This window comes from Klebsiella sp. B345, assembly GCF_051131735.1.
Taxonomy (GTDB): Bacteria; Pseudomonadota; Gammaproteobacteria; order Enterobacterales; family Enterobacteriaceae; genus Klebsiella.
The window spans coordinates 112,912-129,021 of record NZ_CP180443.1; the positions used below are offsets into that span (position 1 = coordinate 112,912).

Annotated in this window: 18 protein-coding genes; 6 read left to right on the top strand and 12 right to left on the bottom strand. The window is 51.4% G+C overall.

What is annotated here, in order from left to right; translation table 11 throughout:
• Positions 1 to 179 precede the first annotated feature (179 nt).
• Positions 180 to 1,619 carry an aldehyde dehydrogenase gene (gene aldA, locus ACMYSO_RS00515; protein WP_434668748.1) on the top strand — a complete coding sequence of 480 codons (1,440 nt, stop codon included), beginning with the start codon at positions 180 to 182 and terminating at the stop codon, positions 1,617 to 1,619.
• Between the two features lie 65 nt (positions 1,620 to 1,684).
• Here aldA and gap read toward each other — a convergent pair whose 3' ends face one another.
• Complete coding sequence (gene gap, locus ACMYSO_RS00520) at positions 1,685 to 2,683, bottom strand: type I glyceraldehyde-3-phosphate dehydrogenase (RefSeq protein ID WP_434668749.1); 999 nt, start codon at positions 2,681 to 2,683, stop codon at positions 1,685 to 1,687.
• A gap of 311 nt (positions 2,684 to 2,994) precedes the next feature.
• Between gap and ACMYSO_RS00525 the strand changes: the two genes are divergently transcribed.
• Complete coding sequence (locus ACMYSO_RS00525) at positions 2,995 to 3,336, top strand: gamma-glutamylcyclotransferase family protein (protein WP_434668750.1); 342 nt, start codon at positions 2,995 to 2,997, stop codon at positions 3,334 to 3,336.
• Positions 3,337 to 3,846: 510 nt separating this feature from the next.
• A complete protein-coding gene (locus tag ACMYSO_RS00530; RefSeq protein WP_434668751.1) occupies positions 3,847 to 4,248 on the top strand; it encodes a hypothetical protein in 402 nt (133 codons plus the stop codon).
• A gap of 31 nt (positions 4,249 to 4,279) precedes the next feature.
• Here the strand turns inward: ACMYSO_RS00530 and ACMYSO_RS00535 are convergent, their stop codons facing one another.
• The gene (locus ACMYSO_RS00535; RefSeq protein ID WP_434668752.1) at positions 4,280 to 5,161 is read right to left on the bottom strand and encodes a LysR family transcriptional regulator; all 882 of its coding nucleotides are present in this window, start codon (positions 5,159 to 5,161) and stop codon (positions 4,280 to 4,282) included.
• Positions 5,162 to 5,535: 374 nt separating this feature from the next.
• On the opposite strand from ACMYSO_RS00535, the gene ACMYSO_RS00540 reads away from it, so the two are divergent.
• A complete protein-coding gene (locus ACMYSO_RS00540; RefSeq protein WP_434668753.1) occupies positions 5,536 to 6,675 on the top strand; it encodes an FUSC family protein in 1,140 nt (379 codons plus the stop codon).
• Here the strand turns inward: ACMYSO_RS00540 and ACMYSO_RS00545 are convergent.
• Both ACMYSO_RS00545 and ACMYSO_RS00550 read right to left on the bottom strand, forming a co-directional pair.
• The gene (locus tag ACMYSO_RS00545; RefSeq protein WP_434668754.1) at positions 6,672 to 7,385 is read right to left on the bottom strand and encodes an aspartate/glutamate racemase family protein; all 714 of its coding nucleotides are present in this window, start codon (positions 7,383 to 7,385) and stop codon (positions 6,672 to 6,674) included. The two genes, ACMYSO_RS00540 and ACMYSO_RS00545, sit on opposite strands and share 4 nt — an antisense overlap.
• Positions 7,386 to 7,392: 7 nt before the next feature.
• Positions 7,393 to 8,196 carry a glutamine amidotransferase gene (locus ACMYSO_RS00550; RefSeq protein ID WP_434668755.1) on the bottom strand — a complete coding sequence of 268 codons (804 nt, stop codon included), beginning with the start codon at positions 8,194 to 8,196 and terminating at the stop codon, positions 7,393 to 7,395.
• Between the two features lie 127 nt (positions 8,197 to 8,323).
• On the opposite strand from ACMYSO_RS00550, the gene ACMYSO_RS00555 reads away from it, so the two are divergent.
• Positions 8,324 to 9,205 (top strand): LysR family transcriptional regulator, encoded by an 882-nt coding sequence (locus ACMYSO_RS00555; RefSeq protein WP_434668756.1) that lies wholly within the window; start codon positions 8,324 to 8,326, stop codon positions 9,203 to 9,205.
• A 214-nt stretch (positions 9,206 to 9,419) separates the two neighbouring features.
• Here the strand turns inward: ACMYSO_RS00555 and ACMYSO_RS00560 are convergent, their stop codons facing one another.
• From ACMYSO_RS00560 to ACMYSO_RS00570, 3 genes are read right to left on the bottom strand one after another with little or no spacing between them, the layout of a single operon-like run.
• The gene (locus tag ACMYSO_RS00560) at positions 9,420 to 10,238 is read right to left on the bottom strand and encodes a PhzF family phenazine biosynthesis protein (protein WP_434668757.1); all 819 of its coding nucleotides are present in this window, start codon (positions 10,236 to 10,238) and stop codon (positions 9,420 to 9,422) included.
• Positions 10,225 to 10,881, bottom strand: a complete 657-nt coding sequence (locus ACMYSO_RS00565) for a helix-turn-helix transcriptional regulator (RefSeq protein ID WP_434668758.1) — start codon at positions 10,879 to 10,881, stop codon at positions 10,225 to 10,227. Before ACMYSO_RS00565 ends, ACMYSO_RS00560 begins: the two co-directional genes overlap by 14 nt.
• Complete coding sequence (locus ACMYSO_RS00570; RefSeq protein WP_434668759.1) at positions 10,878 to 11,258, bottom strand: RidA family protein; 381 nt, start codon at positions 11,256 to 11,258, stop codon at positions 10,878 to 10,880. The genes ACMYSO_RS00565 and ACMYSO_RS00570 overlap by 4 nt, the downstream gene beginning before the upstream one ends.
• 382 nt (positions 11,259 to 11,640) lie before the next feature.
• Between ACMYSO_RS00570 and ACMYSO_RS00575 the strand changes: the two genes are divergently transcribed.
• Complete coding sequence (locus tag ACMYSO_RS00575; RefSeq protein WP_434668760.1) at positions 11,641 to 12,606, top strand: sugar-binding transcriptional regulator; 966 nt, start codon at positions 11,641 to 11,643, stop codon at positions 12,604 to 12,606.
• Between the two features lie 30 nt (positions 12,607 to 12,636).
• Here ACMYSO_RS00575 and hxlB read toward each other — a convergent pair whose 3' ends face one another.
• The 5 genes from hxlB to ACMYSO_RS00600 are packed head-to-tail and all read right to left on the bottom strand — an operon-like array spanning position 12,637 to position 15,897.
• Positions 12,637 to 13,158 carry a 6-phospho-3-hexuloisomerase gene (gene hxlB, locus ACMYSO_RS00580; RefSeq protein WP_434668761.1) on the bottom strand — a complete coding sequence of 174 codons (522 nt, stop codon included), beginning with the start codon at positions 13,156 to 13,158 and terminating at the stop codon, positions 12,637 to 12,639.
• A 55-nt stretch (positions 13,159 to 13,213) separates the two neighbouring features.
• Positions 13,214 to 13,672, bottom strand: coding sequence for a PTS sugar transporter subunit IIA (locus ACMYSO_RS00585; RefSeq protein ID WP_434668762.1), 459 nt, complete (start codon positions 13,670 to 13,672; stop codon positions 13,214 to 13,216).
• Positions 13,673 to 13,679: 7 nt separating this feature from the next.
• A complete protein-coding gene (locus ACMYSO_RS00590) occupies positions 13,680 to 13,964 on the bottom strand; it encodes a PTS sugar transporter subunit IIB (RefSeq protein ID WP_434668763.1) in 285 nt (94 codons plus the stop codon).
• Between the two features lie 22 nt (positions 13,965 to 13,986).
• The gene (locus ACMYSO_RS00595) at positions 13,987 to 15,357 is read right to left on the bottom strand and encodes a PTS galactitol transporter subunit IIC (RefSeq protein WP_434585053.1); all 1,371 of its coding nucleotides are present in this window, start codon (positions 15,355 to 15,357) and stop codon (positions 13,987 to 13,989) included.
• A 3-nt stretch (positions 15,358 to 15,360) separates the two neighbouring features.
• The gene (locus ACMYSO_RS00600; protein ID WP_434668764.1) at positions 15,361 to 15,897 is read right to left on the bottom strand and encodes an RpiB/LacA/LacB family sugar-phosphate isomerase; all 537 of its coding nucleotides are present in this window, start codon (positions 15,895 to 15,897) and stop codon (positions 15,361 to 15,363) included.
• Positions 15,898 to 16,110: the final 213 nt, after the last annotated feature.

Here is a 16,110-nt window from a genome sequence, read left to right on the forward strand (position 1 = left end):
GTTTTGTCGCAAACGGGCAGTTCTTGTTACCAGAATGTAATTTTATGGCCGTGGTGACCGGCCTTTTTCATGAACTGATTCACAAAATCGCGTACAGATGCTGGGTTTATCACGCTTCGTGGATAGATTTTTAACAAAACAATTACTTGTTAAAAACACTAAATCTACAGGAGCAGGCCATGACAGCACCCGTTCAGCATCAGATGTATATTGATGGTCAGTTTGTTGCCGGGAGCGGTGACGGCTGGATCGATGTGCACAACCCGGCGACCGAAACGCTGCTTTCGCGCATCCCTGACGGCACGGCTGACGATGCGCGCAGAGCGATTGACGCCGCTGAGCGAGCACAGCCGGCCTGGGAAGCGCTGCCGGCGATTGAACGTGCGGGCTGGTTGCGCAAAATTGCTGCCGGGATCCGTGAACGCGCCGACGAGATTGCCGGGCTGATCGTCGCGGAAGGGGGCAAAATCCAGCAGCTGGCGGCGGTGGAAGTGGCGTTTACCGCTGATTACCTTGAATATATGGCCGAGTGGGCGCGCCGCTATGAAGGTGAAATCATCCAGAGCGACCGTCCGGGCGAGAATATCCTCGTATTCAAGCGCGCATTGGGGGTCACCACCGGAATTTTGCCGTGGAACTTCCCGTTTTTCCTGATTGCCCGCAAGCTGGCGCCGGCGCTGATTACCGGTAACACCATCGTCATTAAACCAAGCGAATTTACCCCCAATAACGCCATCGCCTTTGCACAGATCGTCGATCGAATTGGCCTGCCGAAAGGGGTCTTTAATCTGGTGCTGGGCCGCGGGGAAACTGTTGGCCAGGAGCTGGCGGCCAACCCGAAAGTGGCGATGGTCAGCATGACCGGCAGCGTCGGTGCCGGCGAAAAAATCATGGCCGCGGCGGCCAAAAATATCACCAAAGTGTGCCTTGAGCTGGGCGGTAAAGCCCCTGCTATCGTGATGGATGACGCCGACCTCGAGCTGGCGGTAAAAGCGGTGGTCGATTCGCGGGTGATCAACAGCGGGCAGGTGTGCAACTGCGTTGAACGAGTGTATGTGCAAAAGGGTATTTACGATCGTTTCGTCAATCGTCTGGGCGAGGCGCTCAAAGCGGTGGCGTTTGGCGACCCGAGCGTGCGCAGCGATATCGCGATGGGACCACTGATCAATGCCGCCGCGCTGGAGCGCGTCGAGCAAAAAGTGGCGAAAGCGCTCTCTCAGGGCGCGCGTCTGGCGCTGGGCGGCAAAGCGGTGGCGGGGCAAGGCTACTTCTATCCGCCGACTCTGCTGCTGGATGTGCGCCAGGAGATGGACATTATTCACGAAGAGACCTTTGGCCCGGTGCTGCCGGTGGTGGCGTTTGACACTCTGGAAGAGGCGCTGGCTATGGCCAATGACAGTGATTATGGCCTGACCTCATCTATCTATACCCGCGATCTGAGCGTCGCCATGAAAGCGATAAAAGGGCTGAAATTCGGCGAAACCTACATCAACCGCGAAAACTTTGAAGCGATGCAGGGCTTCCATGCGGGCTGGCGTAAATCGGGGATCGGTGGTGCCGACGGGCGTCATGGCCTGAATGAATACCTGCAAACTCAGGTGGTCTACCTGCAATCGTAAGCGTTGTGGGGTGGGGAAATAAAAGCGGATAGCCGGGCTATCCGCTTTTTGCTTTCAGGGCACTGCTAGCGGGCAAATTTATCCAGCACGCGAATCAACTGAGTGACAAAACCATATTCGTTATCGTACCAGGCAACGGTTTTGACCAGCTGGACGTCGCCGGCTTCGGCGATTTCAAGCTGGGTGGCATCATAAATCGAGCCGAAATGGCTGCCGATAATATCGGACGAGACAATCTCTTCTTCGGTGTAGCCGAAAGCGTCGTTGTTCTCTGCCGCCTGCTTCATGGCCTGATTGACCTCCTCGGCTGTGACTTTTTTCTCAAGGATGGAGACCAGTTCAGTGACCGAGCCGGTTTTGGTCGGCACGCGCTGGGCGTGGCCCTTGAGCTTGCCGCTGAGCGCCGGGATCACCAGGCCAATCGCTTTTGCCGCCCCGGTGGTGTGCGGAATGATGTTTTCCGCCGCCGCGCGTGAGGCGCGTAAATCCTTGCCGCGCGGGCCATCCACCAGAGACTGGGTTCCGGTATAGGCGTGGATCGTGGTCATGGTGCCGAGCTTGATACCGAAGGCATCGTGGAGCACTTTAGCCATCGGCGCCAGGCAGTTGGTGGTGCAGGAGGCGACGGAAATAATGGTGTCATCGGCGGTCATGGTGTCGTCGTTGACGTTAAAGACGATGGTTTTCATGTCGCCGGCCGGGGCGGAGATCAATACTTTTTTGGCACCCGCATCGAGGTGAGCCTGGGCTTTTTCGGTCGAGGTGTAGAAGCCGGTGCATTCGACAATCAGCTCTGCGCCCACCGTTTTCCACGGAATATTTTTGGCCTCTTTTTCCGCATAGACATTGATGGTTTTTCCGTTCACAATCAGCGCGTTATCCGTAAAATCAACGCTCCACGGGAACGGGCCGTAGTTCGAATCATGCTTTAACAAATAGGCCAGCACTTTCGGCGAGGTGAGATCGTTGATCGCCACCACCTCCAGCGGGCTGTCAACTTCCAGCAAACGGCGTAATACCAGACGTCCAATACGACCAAAGCCATTAATCCCAAGTTTGCTCATGTAAAGCCTCCTGACAGGATGGAGAGTGAGGTTGAGGGTATACAAGACACACCAGGCATACGCCAGGAATGACGAATCGGCAACCCGGCGCGTAAAGCGTTTGCCACCGTGCGAGGCTAAAGTGGCTGAATTTTCAGGGAAAGAGACCATACGGCGGGGCAGAAAAATTTTTTGTTGCCAGCTGAAACTCCGCTACCTGTTGGCGATCGTGACGGGTGAGCGACAGAGTGCCTTGCTAAGCGCTCACTTCCCCCGTATTTTGGTTTTTTTCCGGCCGCTTGCGGCATTGATGGTTGTGGTGAAGAGGGATCATGGAACGTTTATTTGTCTACGGGACCCTGCGTCCGGGTCATGAGAATGCCTTTATTCTGGACAATATCGGCGGAGAATGGCTGCCGGGCCAGGTGAAGGGGACCTTTTACGCGCGCGGGTGGGGAGAGGCGGCGGATTTCCCCGGCATTGTGCTCGATCCTGACGGCCCACCCGTCGACGGCTATCTGTTTGTTTCTGATAAGCTCCCGGCGCACTGGCCGATGCTTGATGAGTTTGAAGCGGGCTACGACCGCGTTGAGGTGACGGTGACCACGACGTCAAACGAGCAGGTGACTGCGTGGGTCTATCAGCTTCAGCCCCGGGTCGAAATTCCGCGGTAATAGTGAACGTTGCCTCCCGACGTGGCGTTGATGGCAGCAACGTCGCGTGGCCTGTGAATAAAATCACCATCAATGAGAATTTATTACCAGCGTCCCATATAAAAAATAGATGGATATTGCTGTTTGCAGTCTATAGCTCACCGGCGTTACCACAATTACTATCTGCACTATTCGAACGCCATGCTTACCACCACGAATGCAGTCCGAAATGTATTCTGCATAACCCACTTATCAATATAAAAATCGTTGGGCGGCGTGACTGTTTTTAAATGTTGTATGCGTTAAATGAAATTCGCAAATGTGCGTGCGCTGTTGAAAGGTTGTGATAACGTTAAATGCCTCTTTGTTTATTGATTGTGAGTGGATTCGGCTGGCTCACATTGTGCAAATTATTCACATGGTTATTGGGAGAGGGGAAATTAGCCCCTTGTATCTTTGCATTTATATTTATTGTAATGGCCTGGTGCGTGTGGTTAGCCGATCCGGTTGCCGGGACGTTTATTTAAGGTAATGATGAAATCGTTAATGTTGACTCCGGAAGCCTCTGCGGCCTTTAGCTGGATGCTGGATAATATGCCCGACCGTATATTCAATGTGTTTGCTCTGGAGCTGGAGGCATCGCTGCGCAACACCGCTCTGCGATTTGGGCTCAATGAGGAACTACTCAAGACCTTTAATGTGAACGCGCTGGTGGCCAGGCGTGACGATCTGACGCGGGATGATGTCCACCAAACCCTTGAGGCAAATATCTACGCCGGCAGTAAACGTTACGCGGTCTTGAGCAGCGGCAGAGTCTACTGTCAGTGTCAGCGGGGCAGCTGGCGGCCTTCGCTGTTAACCCCCGATGACGTGAAAAAACAGAGCGTAACCTGCGAGTGTCTGCGTATAAAAATCAAACAAAAATATCTCTGAGCAGCCACGCGTCGCCTTTAATGTAGGTGGTTTAAACGAACATTTTTAAGAAATGGTTTACCGCGGGCGAACGCTCATTAACCCGACTGATGATCGACAGCGGCACGTTGGCATTTTTATGGTTAATTTTCACAAAGGCGACATCAATTCCGGCGCTGGCGTTATTTTCCAGTGAAGAAGGGACGATTGAAATCCCAAGCCCCGCCGATACCAGGTTGATAATCGAGGCCACCGTTGGGGTGGTGCGCTTGTAGGTGAGGGTGACGCCTTCCTCATCCGAGATGCGGCGGATGGTGTTGTGTAAAAAGCGGCTGCGTTCCTGCGGGCACATAATCAGCGGTTCTGCGGCGATTTCATGCAACGAAATCTCACTGCGTTGTGCCAGGGGATGATCCATCGGTAAGGCCACCACCAACGGTTCGTGCAGGATCACCTGCAGGCGCAACGCGGTTTCGGCAAGGTGCTCGGTTCTGACGAAAGCCACGTCCAGCGTGCCATTGTTGACGCTGTTGATCAGCATATTGGTGTGGGTCTCTTCGAACTGCATTTCGAGCGACGGATATTTCTTGCTGAAGGTTTTTACGGACTGGGTAACCGCCCGATTAAATACCGACGAGGTGGTGAAACCGACTTTGAGTATCCCGGACTCACCGCGTGAGGCCTTGAGTGCCGCGGTTTTGGCGGTTTCTACCAGTTCGGGAATCGCTTTTACCACCAGGTAGAACTCATTGCCGGCCGGGGTCAGTTCGACCCCGCGGGCAACCCGGTGAAAAAGCTCGGTTCCGACCTCTTTTTCCAGATCGCGGATCTGCATACTGAGGGGCGGTTGACCAATGCCCAGGGTTTCTGCGGCGTGGGTAAAGCTTTTAGCATTGACTATCGCGAGAAAGTACCTGAGATGTCTGAGTTCCATTATTTCCTCTAACACACTGAATCATGGTCAATAAATGGCAGCGACCCTGATAAGAGGGAAGCTCATAGATGAGCCGAATAACGAGTGCAGCCAACACCCAGGCGACGTGAAGTATAACGGGTATATATATTTTATATATAACTTCTCATCGGAAAAGTGAATATCTCATCCCGAGCTTCAGGAATATACTTTTTTATCGCGCAAGGTTGCACGGGTTTTCTTTTTTTCGGTATGGAGGGGCGCGTTGGCGACAGCAGTGCTGATGGTTATTTCTGATCTGACTTCTGGCTGGTTAAATACGCATCAATTGTTCTCTATTTTATAAGCAAGACTCATATTGCTTAACAAATTAATAAAACAGAATACCCATTATCATGACTATTTTAAATTCATTCGCGCAGTTAAAAACCGTGCCGGGTTTACTGTTTCAGGAACTGGTTGACGGGGCGAGAAATAAAGCCCGAGTGATTGATAGCGGCGAGGCGGTGATCTCCGTATTCTGCGCTATTTTTATGGCTCATCAGCTTCAGCTTCCACATGTTGGTTGGGCGGCATTCAGCGGTTATATGGTGATGCGCTCGCATGTCTGGATCAGCCTTGAACGCGGAATGCTGCGGGTCATGGGCACCATTTCCGGGTCGCTGCTGGCCGAATTTATGGCGGTGGGCAGCCGCGGAACGCTGTACAGCAGCCTGGTATTCGGTCTGGTGGCCACCGTGTGCCTCTACCTCGCGCTGACCACCCGACACGGCTATGCCTGGTTGTTTATGGGGATTACCTTCACCATGGTGAGTATGGACGGGATTGAGCATGGAATGCATACCGTTCGGTACTTCGCGCAGGCACGTATTTCTGAAGTCAGCATCGGCACATCCTGTTCGATTGTGGTGAGCGCGCTTTCCACCGTGCTGATCCGCCGGCGGCTGTTTGCACTGGCCTACGCGGGTAGGGTGAAAGCCAGCGGGTCTGCTCCCTATTTTTGTTGGCATAAAAAAGCCGGGTTCCATGCCTTGCAGGGCGGAATTGCGCTGGCGCTGGTGCCCATCGCCTGGCGAGAGTTGAACATCGCTTCACTATCGCAAACGGTGATTACGATAATGGCGGTGATGACCATTCCGCTTAACGCCATCGACCTCTCACGTCATCGTTCCAGTATTAAAATCACCCATCGCTTTCTGGGCTGTTTTCTGGGGGCGAGCCTGGCGTTTATCGCCATTACCCTCGGTCAGATTAATCCCGGCCTGATCTATGCGGTGCTGGTGTTAGGGATTTTAATCGGGCGCACGATTGAAAACAGCGGCACGCTGACCTTTAAGTATGTCGGCACGCAACTGACGCTGGCGCTGCTGGTGTCGTTGACCCCCGACCACGCACATTTTATCAATGTCGACCCGGGGTTTAGCCGGCTGGCGGGGATCATGATGGGAATAGTGCTGCTTGAGCCCACCCGGTTATTGACCCTGAAAGTGCTGACGATGTGCCGTAAGCCTCATTCGGGGGCGTGTGTGGATTAATGTCTTGCAGGAGTACCCGCTGAGTTAAGGGCTTTAAACAGCGCCGCGATGTGGATATCAACCGTATCCAGTGCCTTGACGGGCAGCGTAGTATCAGCAAACAGAATCGGCAACTCGGTACATCCCAGAATGATAGCCTCAATCCCGTCATTCTGAGACATGCGCTGAATGATGGAGATAAACCTGTCTCGTGTTTGTGGCTCGACAATGCCTCTTTCAAGCTCATCATGGATCTTATCAGCGATGTAACTTATCTCATCAGCATGGGGGATCACCACCGCAATGCCTGCATCAGCGAAAGGCTTTTTAAAGAAGTCTGCCTCCATCGTAAAGCGTGTTCCCAGCAGTCCGATTTTATTGATCCTCTGATTCTGCGCTTCTGTGCAGGTGGAATCGATAATGCTGACAAGTAGAACGGGGGCGTATGCCTCAAGTTCATGGAAGACGATATGCGGCGTATTGCCGGTGAGCGCAACAATTTCTGCCCCAGCTGCGACCAGATTATCGATAGCGGTTGCCAGATAATTGACCAGCGCCGGATAATCCTGGCGGCTGCACATCTCCAGTACGTCATACACATTGATGCTTTCAATGGTTAAGTTGGGGAAGAAGGTATCGCCGATGCGGCGATTGGCCTCATACACAAATTTTCGGTAATAGAGCAGCGTCGATTCAGGGCCTGTGCCGCCGATGAGTCCGAGCTTTTTCATGTTGACCTCAATGGTTATTGCAATCGCCACCCTGTGACAAATTCGTCAGCGCGGGATCAAGATGATCGGCGATAAATGTCTTAAGCAGGTTCGTGGCGTCGGTGGTCTCCGCTAACGCATCGCGCATCGCTGCGGGGTCAAAGCCTTCACTCAGTAGGGTATTGCTACGCAGGTCAATTAACGATGCGGCAATCTGCGGGGTAAATTCCGGATGGAACTGGGTCGAGACGGCGTTTTCGCTGTAACGAATAATCTGATGCTGGTCGAGGGCCGAAAAGGCCAGAGATTGCGCCCCTGCGGGGAGCTTTGTGACGGTCTGTTGATGGGTGAGATGGGCGAAAAATCCCTGCGACAGCGCGCTGGTGAGCGGATCGTTAATTCCCGCCTGCGTCAGCGTTATCTCCAGACAGCCCATCTCACGATTCTGCGGGAGATAGTCGACGGTACCTCCCAGAGCGTAGGCCATAAGCTGATGGCCGTAGCAGACGCCAAACAAGCGCATCTCAGCCTTTATAGCGCGGCGTATCCATCTCGCCGTCTCTTCGCTCCACGGTAGTTTATCCGTCACCATGTCCCATGAGCCGGTGATAACCGCGACCTGGTGCGGATCGGGTTGTGGGAGAGGATCGCCATTGAACACTTTTACGATTTGAATGGCGTCAGGCGCGAGGTTCATGGCGTTGATGAACCAGACCGGCAGGTCGCCATGTTCACTCTTCAGCGCATCAGGAGGGGTGCCAGCCTGAATAAGAAGTATCGGAGGCAACGTTCTGTGCGTTGCAGAACTCGTCGGATGTCGTTCGCAGTTCATGGATATTATGTTCCTTATCATGTCAGTGGCAGTCATCTACCAATGACTCTGAACATCAAAATAAAAACATATGCACTTTCAAGTCAATTGAATAAAATGGAATTGATTTTTCAAAAATGGTGAATGTATGGATATCTCCGATTTCCGCACGGTCATTGCGCTTACTGAGACGGGTAGCATTACGGCTGCGGCAAAAGTGCTCTGCCGGGTCCCCTCAGCAATCACCACACGGGTGCAGAACCTGGAGAGTCAGCTCGGAATTACGCTGTTTACGAAGGCTGGCCGGCGGTTTCAGCCTACCGCGGAATGTCTGGTGCTGTATGAAAATGCCCTGAAAATTATTGAACTGGTTACTCAGGCCGAAGAGCAGGCCATCAGGCCGCAACCGGGTGGACGATTTCGACTGGGAGCGCTGGACAGTATGGCCGCAACCCGGCTGCCCGGGCCGCTGGCCAGGCTTTACCGACAGCATCAGTCGGTGTCAGTGGAGCTTGTTACGGGGATCAGTCGGACGCTGTTAGATGCGGTTCTGAGTCATGAGCTTGATGCTGCCTTTATTGCCGACGCTCCGTTTGACGACCGCTTAGCGCGCAGGTCTGTTTATCGCGAAGAGCTGGTGATCATTACGGCCGCAGGTTATCCCCCGGTAGGTTCAGCCCATGACCTGGCCCGGATGACGCTGCTTGTTTTTCGCGACGGGTGTTCCTATCGGGATCGGTTGACAGCCTGGTTTCGGCAGGCCGGTCTCAGTCCTGAACGACTGGCTGAAATGTCGTCATACCACGCGATTCTTGGGGCGGTCAGCGCGGGGATGGGGGCAGGGGTTGTACCAAGATCGATCCTCGAAACCTTCCCGGCCAGAGACCTCATTACGGTGCATCCGTTCGCATCGGAAAGCAGTCAGGTAACCACCGAATTGATCTGGCGTAAGACGGGGATGACGGCCAATATACGCGCACTGATTGAAATTCTACCATCAGTTGCTGAAAGTGTTGACGATGCATCGTAAGTCTCATTCGAGGGCGTGTGCGGAATAACGTAAAGAGTCATGCGAAGATACCCGCGCAGGAAAACCTGAGCGGGTTTATTTTTATTGCGTTCCTTTGGACAGCTGCTGAAGGTAATTCAAAGTAAGCATGACCATACGGTCAAAGCATAAATGGTGAAGACAAAAATGGTGCAGCAAATGACTATCTTGCTCTCTTTTTTCCGTTCTTCATTAATCACAGGAAAAATTTACCTTCTATCGTCATCCGGGCAGAACCATAGAGCTCGACACGTTGATCATCCCGTAGCACGCAGCGAAGCTCTCCTTTACGAGCGCCTCCCTGCTGAGCGCAGAATTCGGTTTTATTGAGCAGCGTTGACCACAAGGGGACAAGCCAGGTATGTGCAGAGCCGGTAACGGGGTCTTCATTCACGCCTACCTGGGGGCCGAACCAGCGTGAAATGAAATCAAAGGGCTCGTCATCGGCAGCTTCAGCGGTACAAACCACACCACGAGTGTCGATCTGCACCAGTTGGTTCATGTCCGGTTCCATCGCCTCAATGATGGCTTTATCCTTGAGCAGCACAATGAGATCCGGTGCTTTCCAGACGCTGATAACGTCCTTTTCATTGATACCGAGCGATTCTGTCAGTTCCTGAGTGACCGCAATCGGTTGAGGCCACGTGACCGGGAAGTCCATACAGAACTCGTTACCGTGCCTGGTCACCGTCAGTACGCCGCTGCGGGTATGAAAACGAACAGTATCTCCGGTATAACCCAACTTGTTAAACAACACCCAGGCCGTCGCCAGTGTTGCATGACCACACAGATCAACTTCACAGCCTGGCGTAAACCAACGCAGGTGATAGCCATCCTCGACAGGGACAAAAAAAGCGGTTTCAGAGATATTGTTTTCAATGGCGATGGCCTGCAGCACCTCGTCACTGAGCCAGTGCGTGAGTGGACAAACACCGGCAGGATTGCCGCAAAACGGCTGGGATGTGAAGGCATCAACCTGATAATAAGGGATGCAGTTTACGTTATGATTTTGCATTGAGTTTTTCCAGATAGTTATAAATCGTAAATCTGGTTACCCCGAGCGTCTTCGCCAGGTGATTAACGCTGCCTTTTATTTTAAAAAATCCCATCTCATGAACCTCGGACACCACCCTCATCCTGAATTCTTTCTGGCTTTCAGAGCCGGTCATTCGGAAACGGGAAAGGACTTCATCGAGAGAGGCTTCAGGTACACCAGCAAGGGTATTTTCCGGCTCGGCAGATTCTGGTAAGGCAGGAACCAGGTATTCGAGATCGCGCATCAGACGGGTGACAACGTTGGTATCGACATTAATACAAAAGGCAACCAAAGGGGTTCCCGTTGAGCTGTAATACAATGTGGAGGCGCTGTTCAGTACCTTCCCACCTGCCGTTGTCGTGGTATACCCGTTAAAAGTCTTGTGAGATGCCTGTTTCGGGGTCTCCAGCAGCCCCAGGAAACCTTTATCTTCCTCAGGGCCTGTAAGAAGGGCATCGCCTGTTTTTCTGCCACTGACATGTCCGTTAATGATGCTTATCACCGAGGCATCTGGCCGGGTAAGGTCATGCAACACCGCTTCTGTATTTAAAGGCAGTGTGGTTTTCAGTGCTTCAAGCGCGGCAGATAAGATATTAATCAGCGTTTCTTTTTCGGATGTCATGCGTTGTGTCCCGGATTGACAGCCTGAACCTCAATTTCCACATCCATACCGAAAGCCAGGGTGCTACTGGTAACCGTTCGGGAAGGGTAACCTTCGTGGAAAAAAGCGCTGTAGGCCTGGTTAAACTCGGCAAAATGCGTCATGTCACTTAACCAGACCTGTACCCGAATGACATCGTTCAGGTTTGCACCTGCACGCTGAAGAGTCTTTGTCACCGCGTGCATGATATTGTTGGTTTGCTCCATAACGCTACCATAGACAGGTTGACCTTCGGCAGTCATGGATACCTGTCCTGATAAAAAAAGAAACCCCTGCGAGGCAACCATATCAGAGAAAGGGAACGGTTTTGTGGTTGGGTAGCGCGTGGTCTGCATCATCTTGTCCATTGAGTAACATGTGGCTTGAGGATAACACTGGTAGATCCTGGAATAAACAAAATTTCTATTTTCAACAAGTGTTGATTTATTGTTTCGGATAGGAGCAAATCCGCTGCGTATCAATGGTCCTGCCAGGATGAGGATGGTTAGCCATGATAAAATGATCTCTTATGTGGGTTCTCTTGTGGCTGAACGGCCTTATTAGCACAGGCATTATTACTTCCGGCAGGCAAACTTAGTGTTCTGAATCACACATATCCAACACTTCACCCACTTGATGTAACCTTTTGAGCATAAAAATGTATACTCTTATGAGTGATTTTTAGCTGGAAGAATTGAACGGATGCGATCGCCCGTTCAGGCCCTCAAAAGGATAAATGACATGCCCAGAACAAAAACCCCGTCTCGCTGGCAACATTCCGATCCCCGTTATCTTTATTCCTTAGTTGCCAGACGTTATTTCGCGGAGATGAAAACCAAGGTTGAAATCGCTGAGGAACTGGGTGTATCGCGTTTCAAAGTCGCACGACTCATCGATGAAGCGATCCAGCAGGAGTATGTCAAATTCCTCTTTCCGAAGCAGCAGGCGCTGGATGAAGAGATTGCCCGGAATTTGTGTGAAAAATATCACCTGATGGAAGCGGTTGTCCTTCCGGCATCTGAATCCTGGTCGACACAGGAACAGCTGAATGTGAAGCTGGGCGGGATCGCTGCGAATTATCTGAGCGAGACTCTGCAGGAAGGCATGAAATTTGGAATAGCGTGGGGAAGGGTATTGTCCAGTACCGTCAGCCAGCTGGTTTCTTTACCGTCACTGGATGTTGTTCAGCTCTCAGGTGTTCATCCGGGCATAGAGTTCAGTCAGGGACCGGTGGATCTCATTCATAAAATTGCCGCTATCTCGCATGGTAAAGCCCATCCAATGTATGTCCCTATGTGGGTTGATGATGAAAGCCTGGCAGATAAATTATCGGGAGATCAGGCCGTCCTGGACACGCAGAAATTTTATCCTGATATGGACGTGGTTATCACCGGTATTGGCGCCTGGAAAACGGGGTCGTCCAGTTTGTGTGATATCTTCCCAAAAGCCTGGCGTGATTCACTGATGAGCCAGGATATCACTGCGGACGTATGTGTAACCCTGGTGAATAGCAACGGTGAAGTTCTGGATTGTCCCCTCAATCGGTTGGGCTTTGGCATTACCACGGAACAGTTAAGAAACACGAAAAAATTGATAGGTGTTGCTGGTGGTGAAGAGAAATTCGAAGGCATTGTCGCTTCGTTAAAATCCGGGCTGCTGAAGGTGTTAATCACTGATTTTGATACGGCCATCAAGCTGCTGGAGTGATGGCCGTGCTAAACATATTCCGCGCTGACGTTACTCAATATCGGCGTGGCGTGCTTTCATCGTCAGGTTGGTTTGGTTCAGGTTTTCCATTAACGCTAACACCATGCTGTCGTATGTCAGTAGACTCGCCTGCTCAAAAAGAGAGCCCATAGGTTGCACGCTGTCACCGGTGGGGATGGTTAACACATAGTCAGCCAGACTCGCCAGGGTTGAACCCGGCGCTGTCGTAATCAGGGCAATGTGAACTCCGTTCTTCTTAGCAATATTAACCTGGTTGATAAGGCGCTGAGTTTCTCCGGAGCCGGAACCCACGATCATCAGATCGTTTGGATGGGAATGAGGGGAGCTGATTTCACCCACCACGCTGACGGACAGACCCAGATGCATCAGCCTGTTGGTGAACGCGTTAATCATCTGTCCTGAACGGCCGGCGCCGGCAAGAAAAATATGGTTGGCGGTGGTAATTGCCTTGATGATGGCATGAAATTCATGTTCATCAAATCTGTCGGCAAGCGAAGCTAATTCTTTTAAAACAAGAGTGTAGTTTTTCATAGGGGCAAATCTTGTGTAAATAAAAGCAGATACTGAAGTATCTGCTTTTTGTTTATCAGGATGCGCAGAGCATCTCTTCAACATATTTCCCGACTTCATGCGTATGGAGATGGCGGCATGATTCGATGAACGTAATGTCCTGGAAAAGCGTGAAAAGACGACGCAGGACCGACATATGCTGATCGCTGGTTGCGAAGGCGAGGTTGAACATAATGCCGCACTCAACGGTCAGGTCAGCGTCCTCCATCTGACCGAAGAGCACTCCGTTGTCAAAACGCACGATGCTAATGCTGTTGGTCTTTACCAGGGTATAGTCCGCGTGAGGGATGGCAATACCTTGACCGTTAGCCATTAACAAGCCGGTTGGGTAAGTTTTCTCACGCGTCAGGCATGCCTGAATATACTCGGGCGTGATGTAGTCCTTATCCAGCAGCTTCTGGCCAGCAAACTCAATAGCGGCATGCCAGTCAGCGATCGTACCCTCAACATCGTTTACCAGAATCTCAAGTTTCATTGTTCACCTACTTCTGCATTTCTTCTTTAACAGCATCAAAGATTTCATCTTCACCCAGCCCGGTTAACAGACCCGCACCCACGATGACACGGGTGGTGATGCCCGGATTGTCCAGTTTGGTGGATGACACGATGAGGTCGTAGCTGTTAAAGGTGTCAGTCGTGCAGGCCATTAAAGAGGATTTATCAACCTGAGCTTCGAGCCTCTGCTCTTTCAGATAGTCCTGCAGGACAGAAACCATGATGGAGGAAGAAGCAATACCATTACCGCAAACCACTAAGATCTTTTTCATTTTCAGTTACCTTATTGAATTATTAAGCCGTTTTTTCTGCTTCAGATTTTAACTGACGGCGTGACTTCTGTTTAAGCAGGTATCCCACTGATAACAGCAGAACAGCAGCAAGGGCATAACCTGCGATACCGACATGACTGAGTGCGGCAAACAGGCCCGTGAATGGGTTAGCTGACGGGTTAAGTGATGAATACATCACGCTCGCATCAGGGTTAGTCCCGAATTTCTGGAATACTTCGTTGGTGGCCGGAGCCATCCAGGACGCGATATACAGGCCGCCACCAAACAGGATGATTGACGTGACCCAGGTACGGATAATGTTGCCGTTGAAAACAGGCACCATGCACGCAATAAAGAAGACAAACTGCGACAGGTCACCCAGCGGCATAACGCGGTTACCAGGAAGTACCACTGCGAGGATCACAATGACCGGGATCAGCAGCAGGGCTGGGGCGATAACCGACGGGTGCCCGACAATCAGCGCCGTATCCATACCGACGGTAATCTCACGATCCGGGAAGCGCTTAACCAGTTTCTTACGTGCAACGTTGGACAGCGGTACCAGGCCTTCCATCATAATGGAGGTCATGCGTGGCAGCAGAAGCATCACCGCAGCCAGATACATACCGAGTTGCAGGCTGGCGATGATCGTATGGTACGGTGATTCCCAACCATAACCGCAGAATCCAAGCAGAATACCGATGATGAAACCGACCATGGTTGGGTCGCCGAGAATACCAAAACGCTTTTGAATACTTTCAGCGGTGACGTTCAGATTGCGAAAACCTGGGATGCGATCGTAAACCCAGTTAAATGGATAGGCGAACAGCAGGTAGGTGTTGGCAACCGGGTGCGAGATAGCAACCCCTTTAGGCAAGTTGAAGAATTTTTCGTTATTCTTCGCGCCCAGGTCCGCCGCAATAAGCGCCCATACATGGAATAATGCCGCGGTCAGTACACCATATAAGAAACTGCCTGAGTAAACCCCGACGATTGCACCCATCGAGGCATTCTGGTGCAGGTTAAACACATCGACGTTCACGCAGTCCGTGAGGCGAGCAAACAACATCGCGATGTTAACCGCCACGCACAGAGGAATGATAATCGCCCCCATGCTGGAACCAAAACCCATGACTGCCGTTGCCGCACCGCCAACGTCAATAGCGCTGAGCGAGGAGCCTGTAGCCTCGGCAAGGCCGGTGACCGCAGGTTGCATTTTTTCAAGCATCAGCTTGATGGTCATGGTTAATGCAATAAAACCAATACCGACTTTGATGGCCGATGAAATACATTCGGATAACGGACGCCCCAGAAGTTTCATCAGTACAAGGAAGATAACCGGTATAAAAATAAAGTTACCCAGGTCATTGATAAACTGTGTGATCAGTTCCATTTTTTAGCCCTCAGAGCTCTCATCATCTGGTCTGAAACCCATATTCCAGCGAATATCATCCGGTTTTGTCAGCAGCAGGTTGTCACTGCGCTCAGCTTCCAGCAGGTTCTTTTTGGAGTTTTCTCTTGCTGTGGCAAAGTCGAACGGGTTGTCAAACCACGCATCGACGATCATTTTGGTGTACTCGAGGTCATTTACCCGACAGCCAAGTCCAATGATCTGCGCATTGTTACTCAGCCGCGCGCGTTTTGCCGAATAGGGGTTAGTCACGGCGACAGCGCGTATACCCCAGTGTTTGTTCACCTGACAAGTAAATCCGATACCGGTACCGCAGATGTAAATCCCCAGACGACACTCGTCACGTTGGATCACGCCAGCCATTTCGTCCGCCAGGCGAGCAAAATTATTGGCGCCGTCCTCTTTGCATTTCACAGGATCGTACACAATCTCGGCATTTTTCTCTGCCACGAGGTATTTTTTGATCTCCTCCTTACGATCAAATCCCACATCATCGCTTGCGATTGCAATCTTCGTCTTCATCTCAACTCACCTCATTAATAACTTAAACCAAGTATGAGGTTGGTAAATGTTGGTTGTCAACTGAGATCACTGTCACAAAATTCGTATATAATTGATATTTAAGGATTTAAAAACCAATAAAAACAAACAAAAGCTAACTAATCACAATAGTGCCTGGGTTTTGAAAGAGAAACGCCTCGATCGTTGGTCTGGATATTGGTTTTATTAAAAATA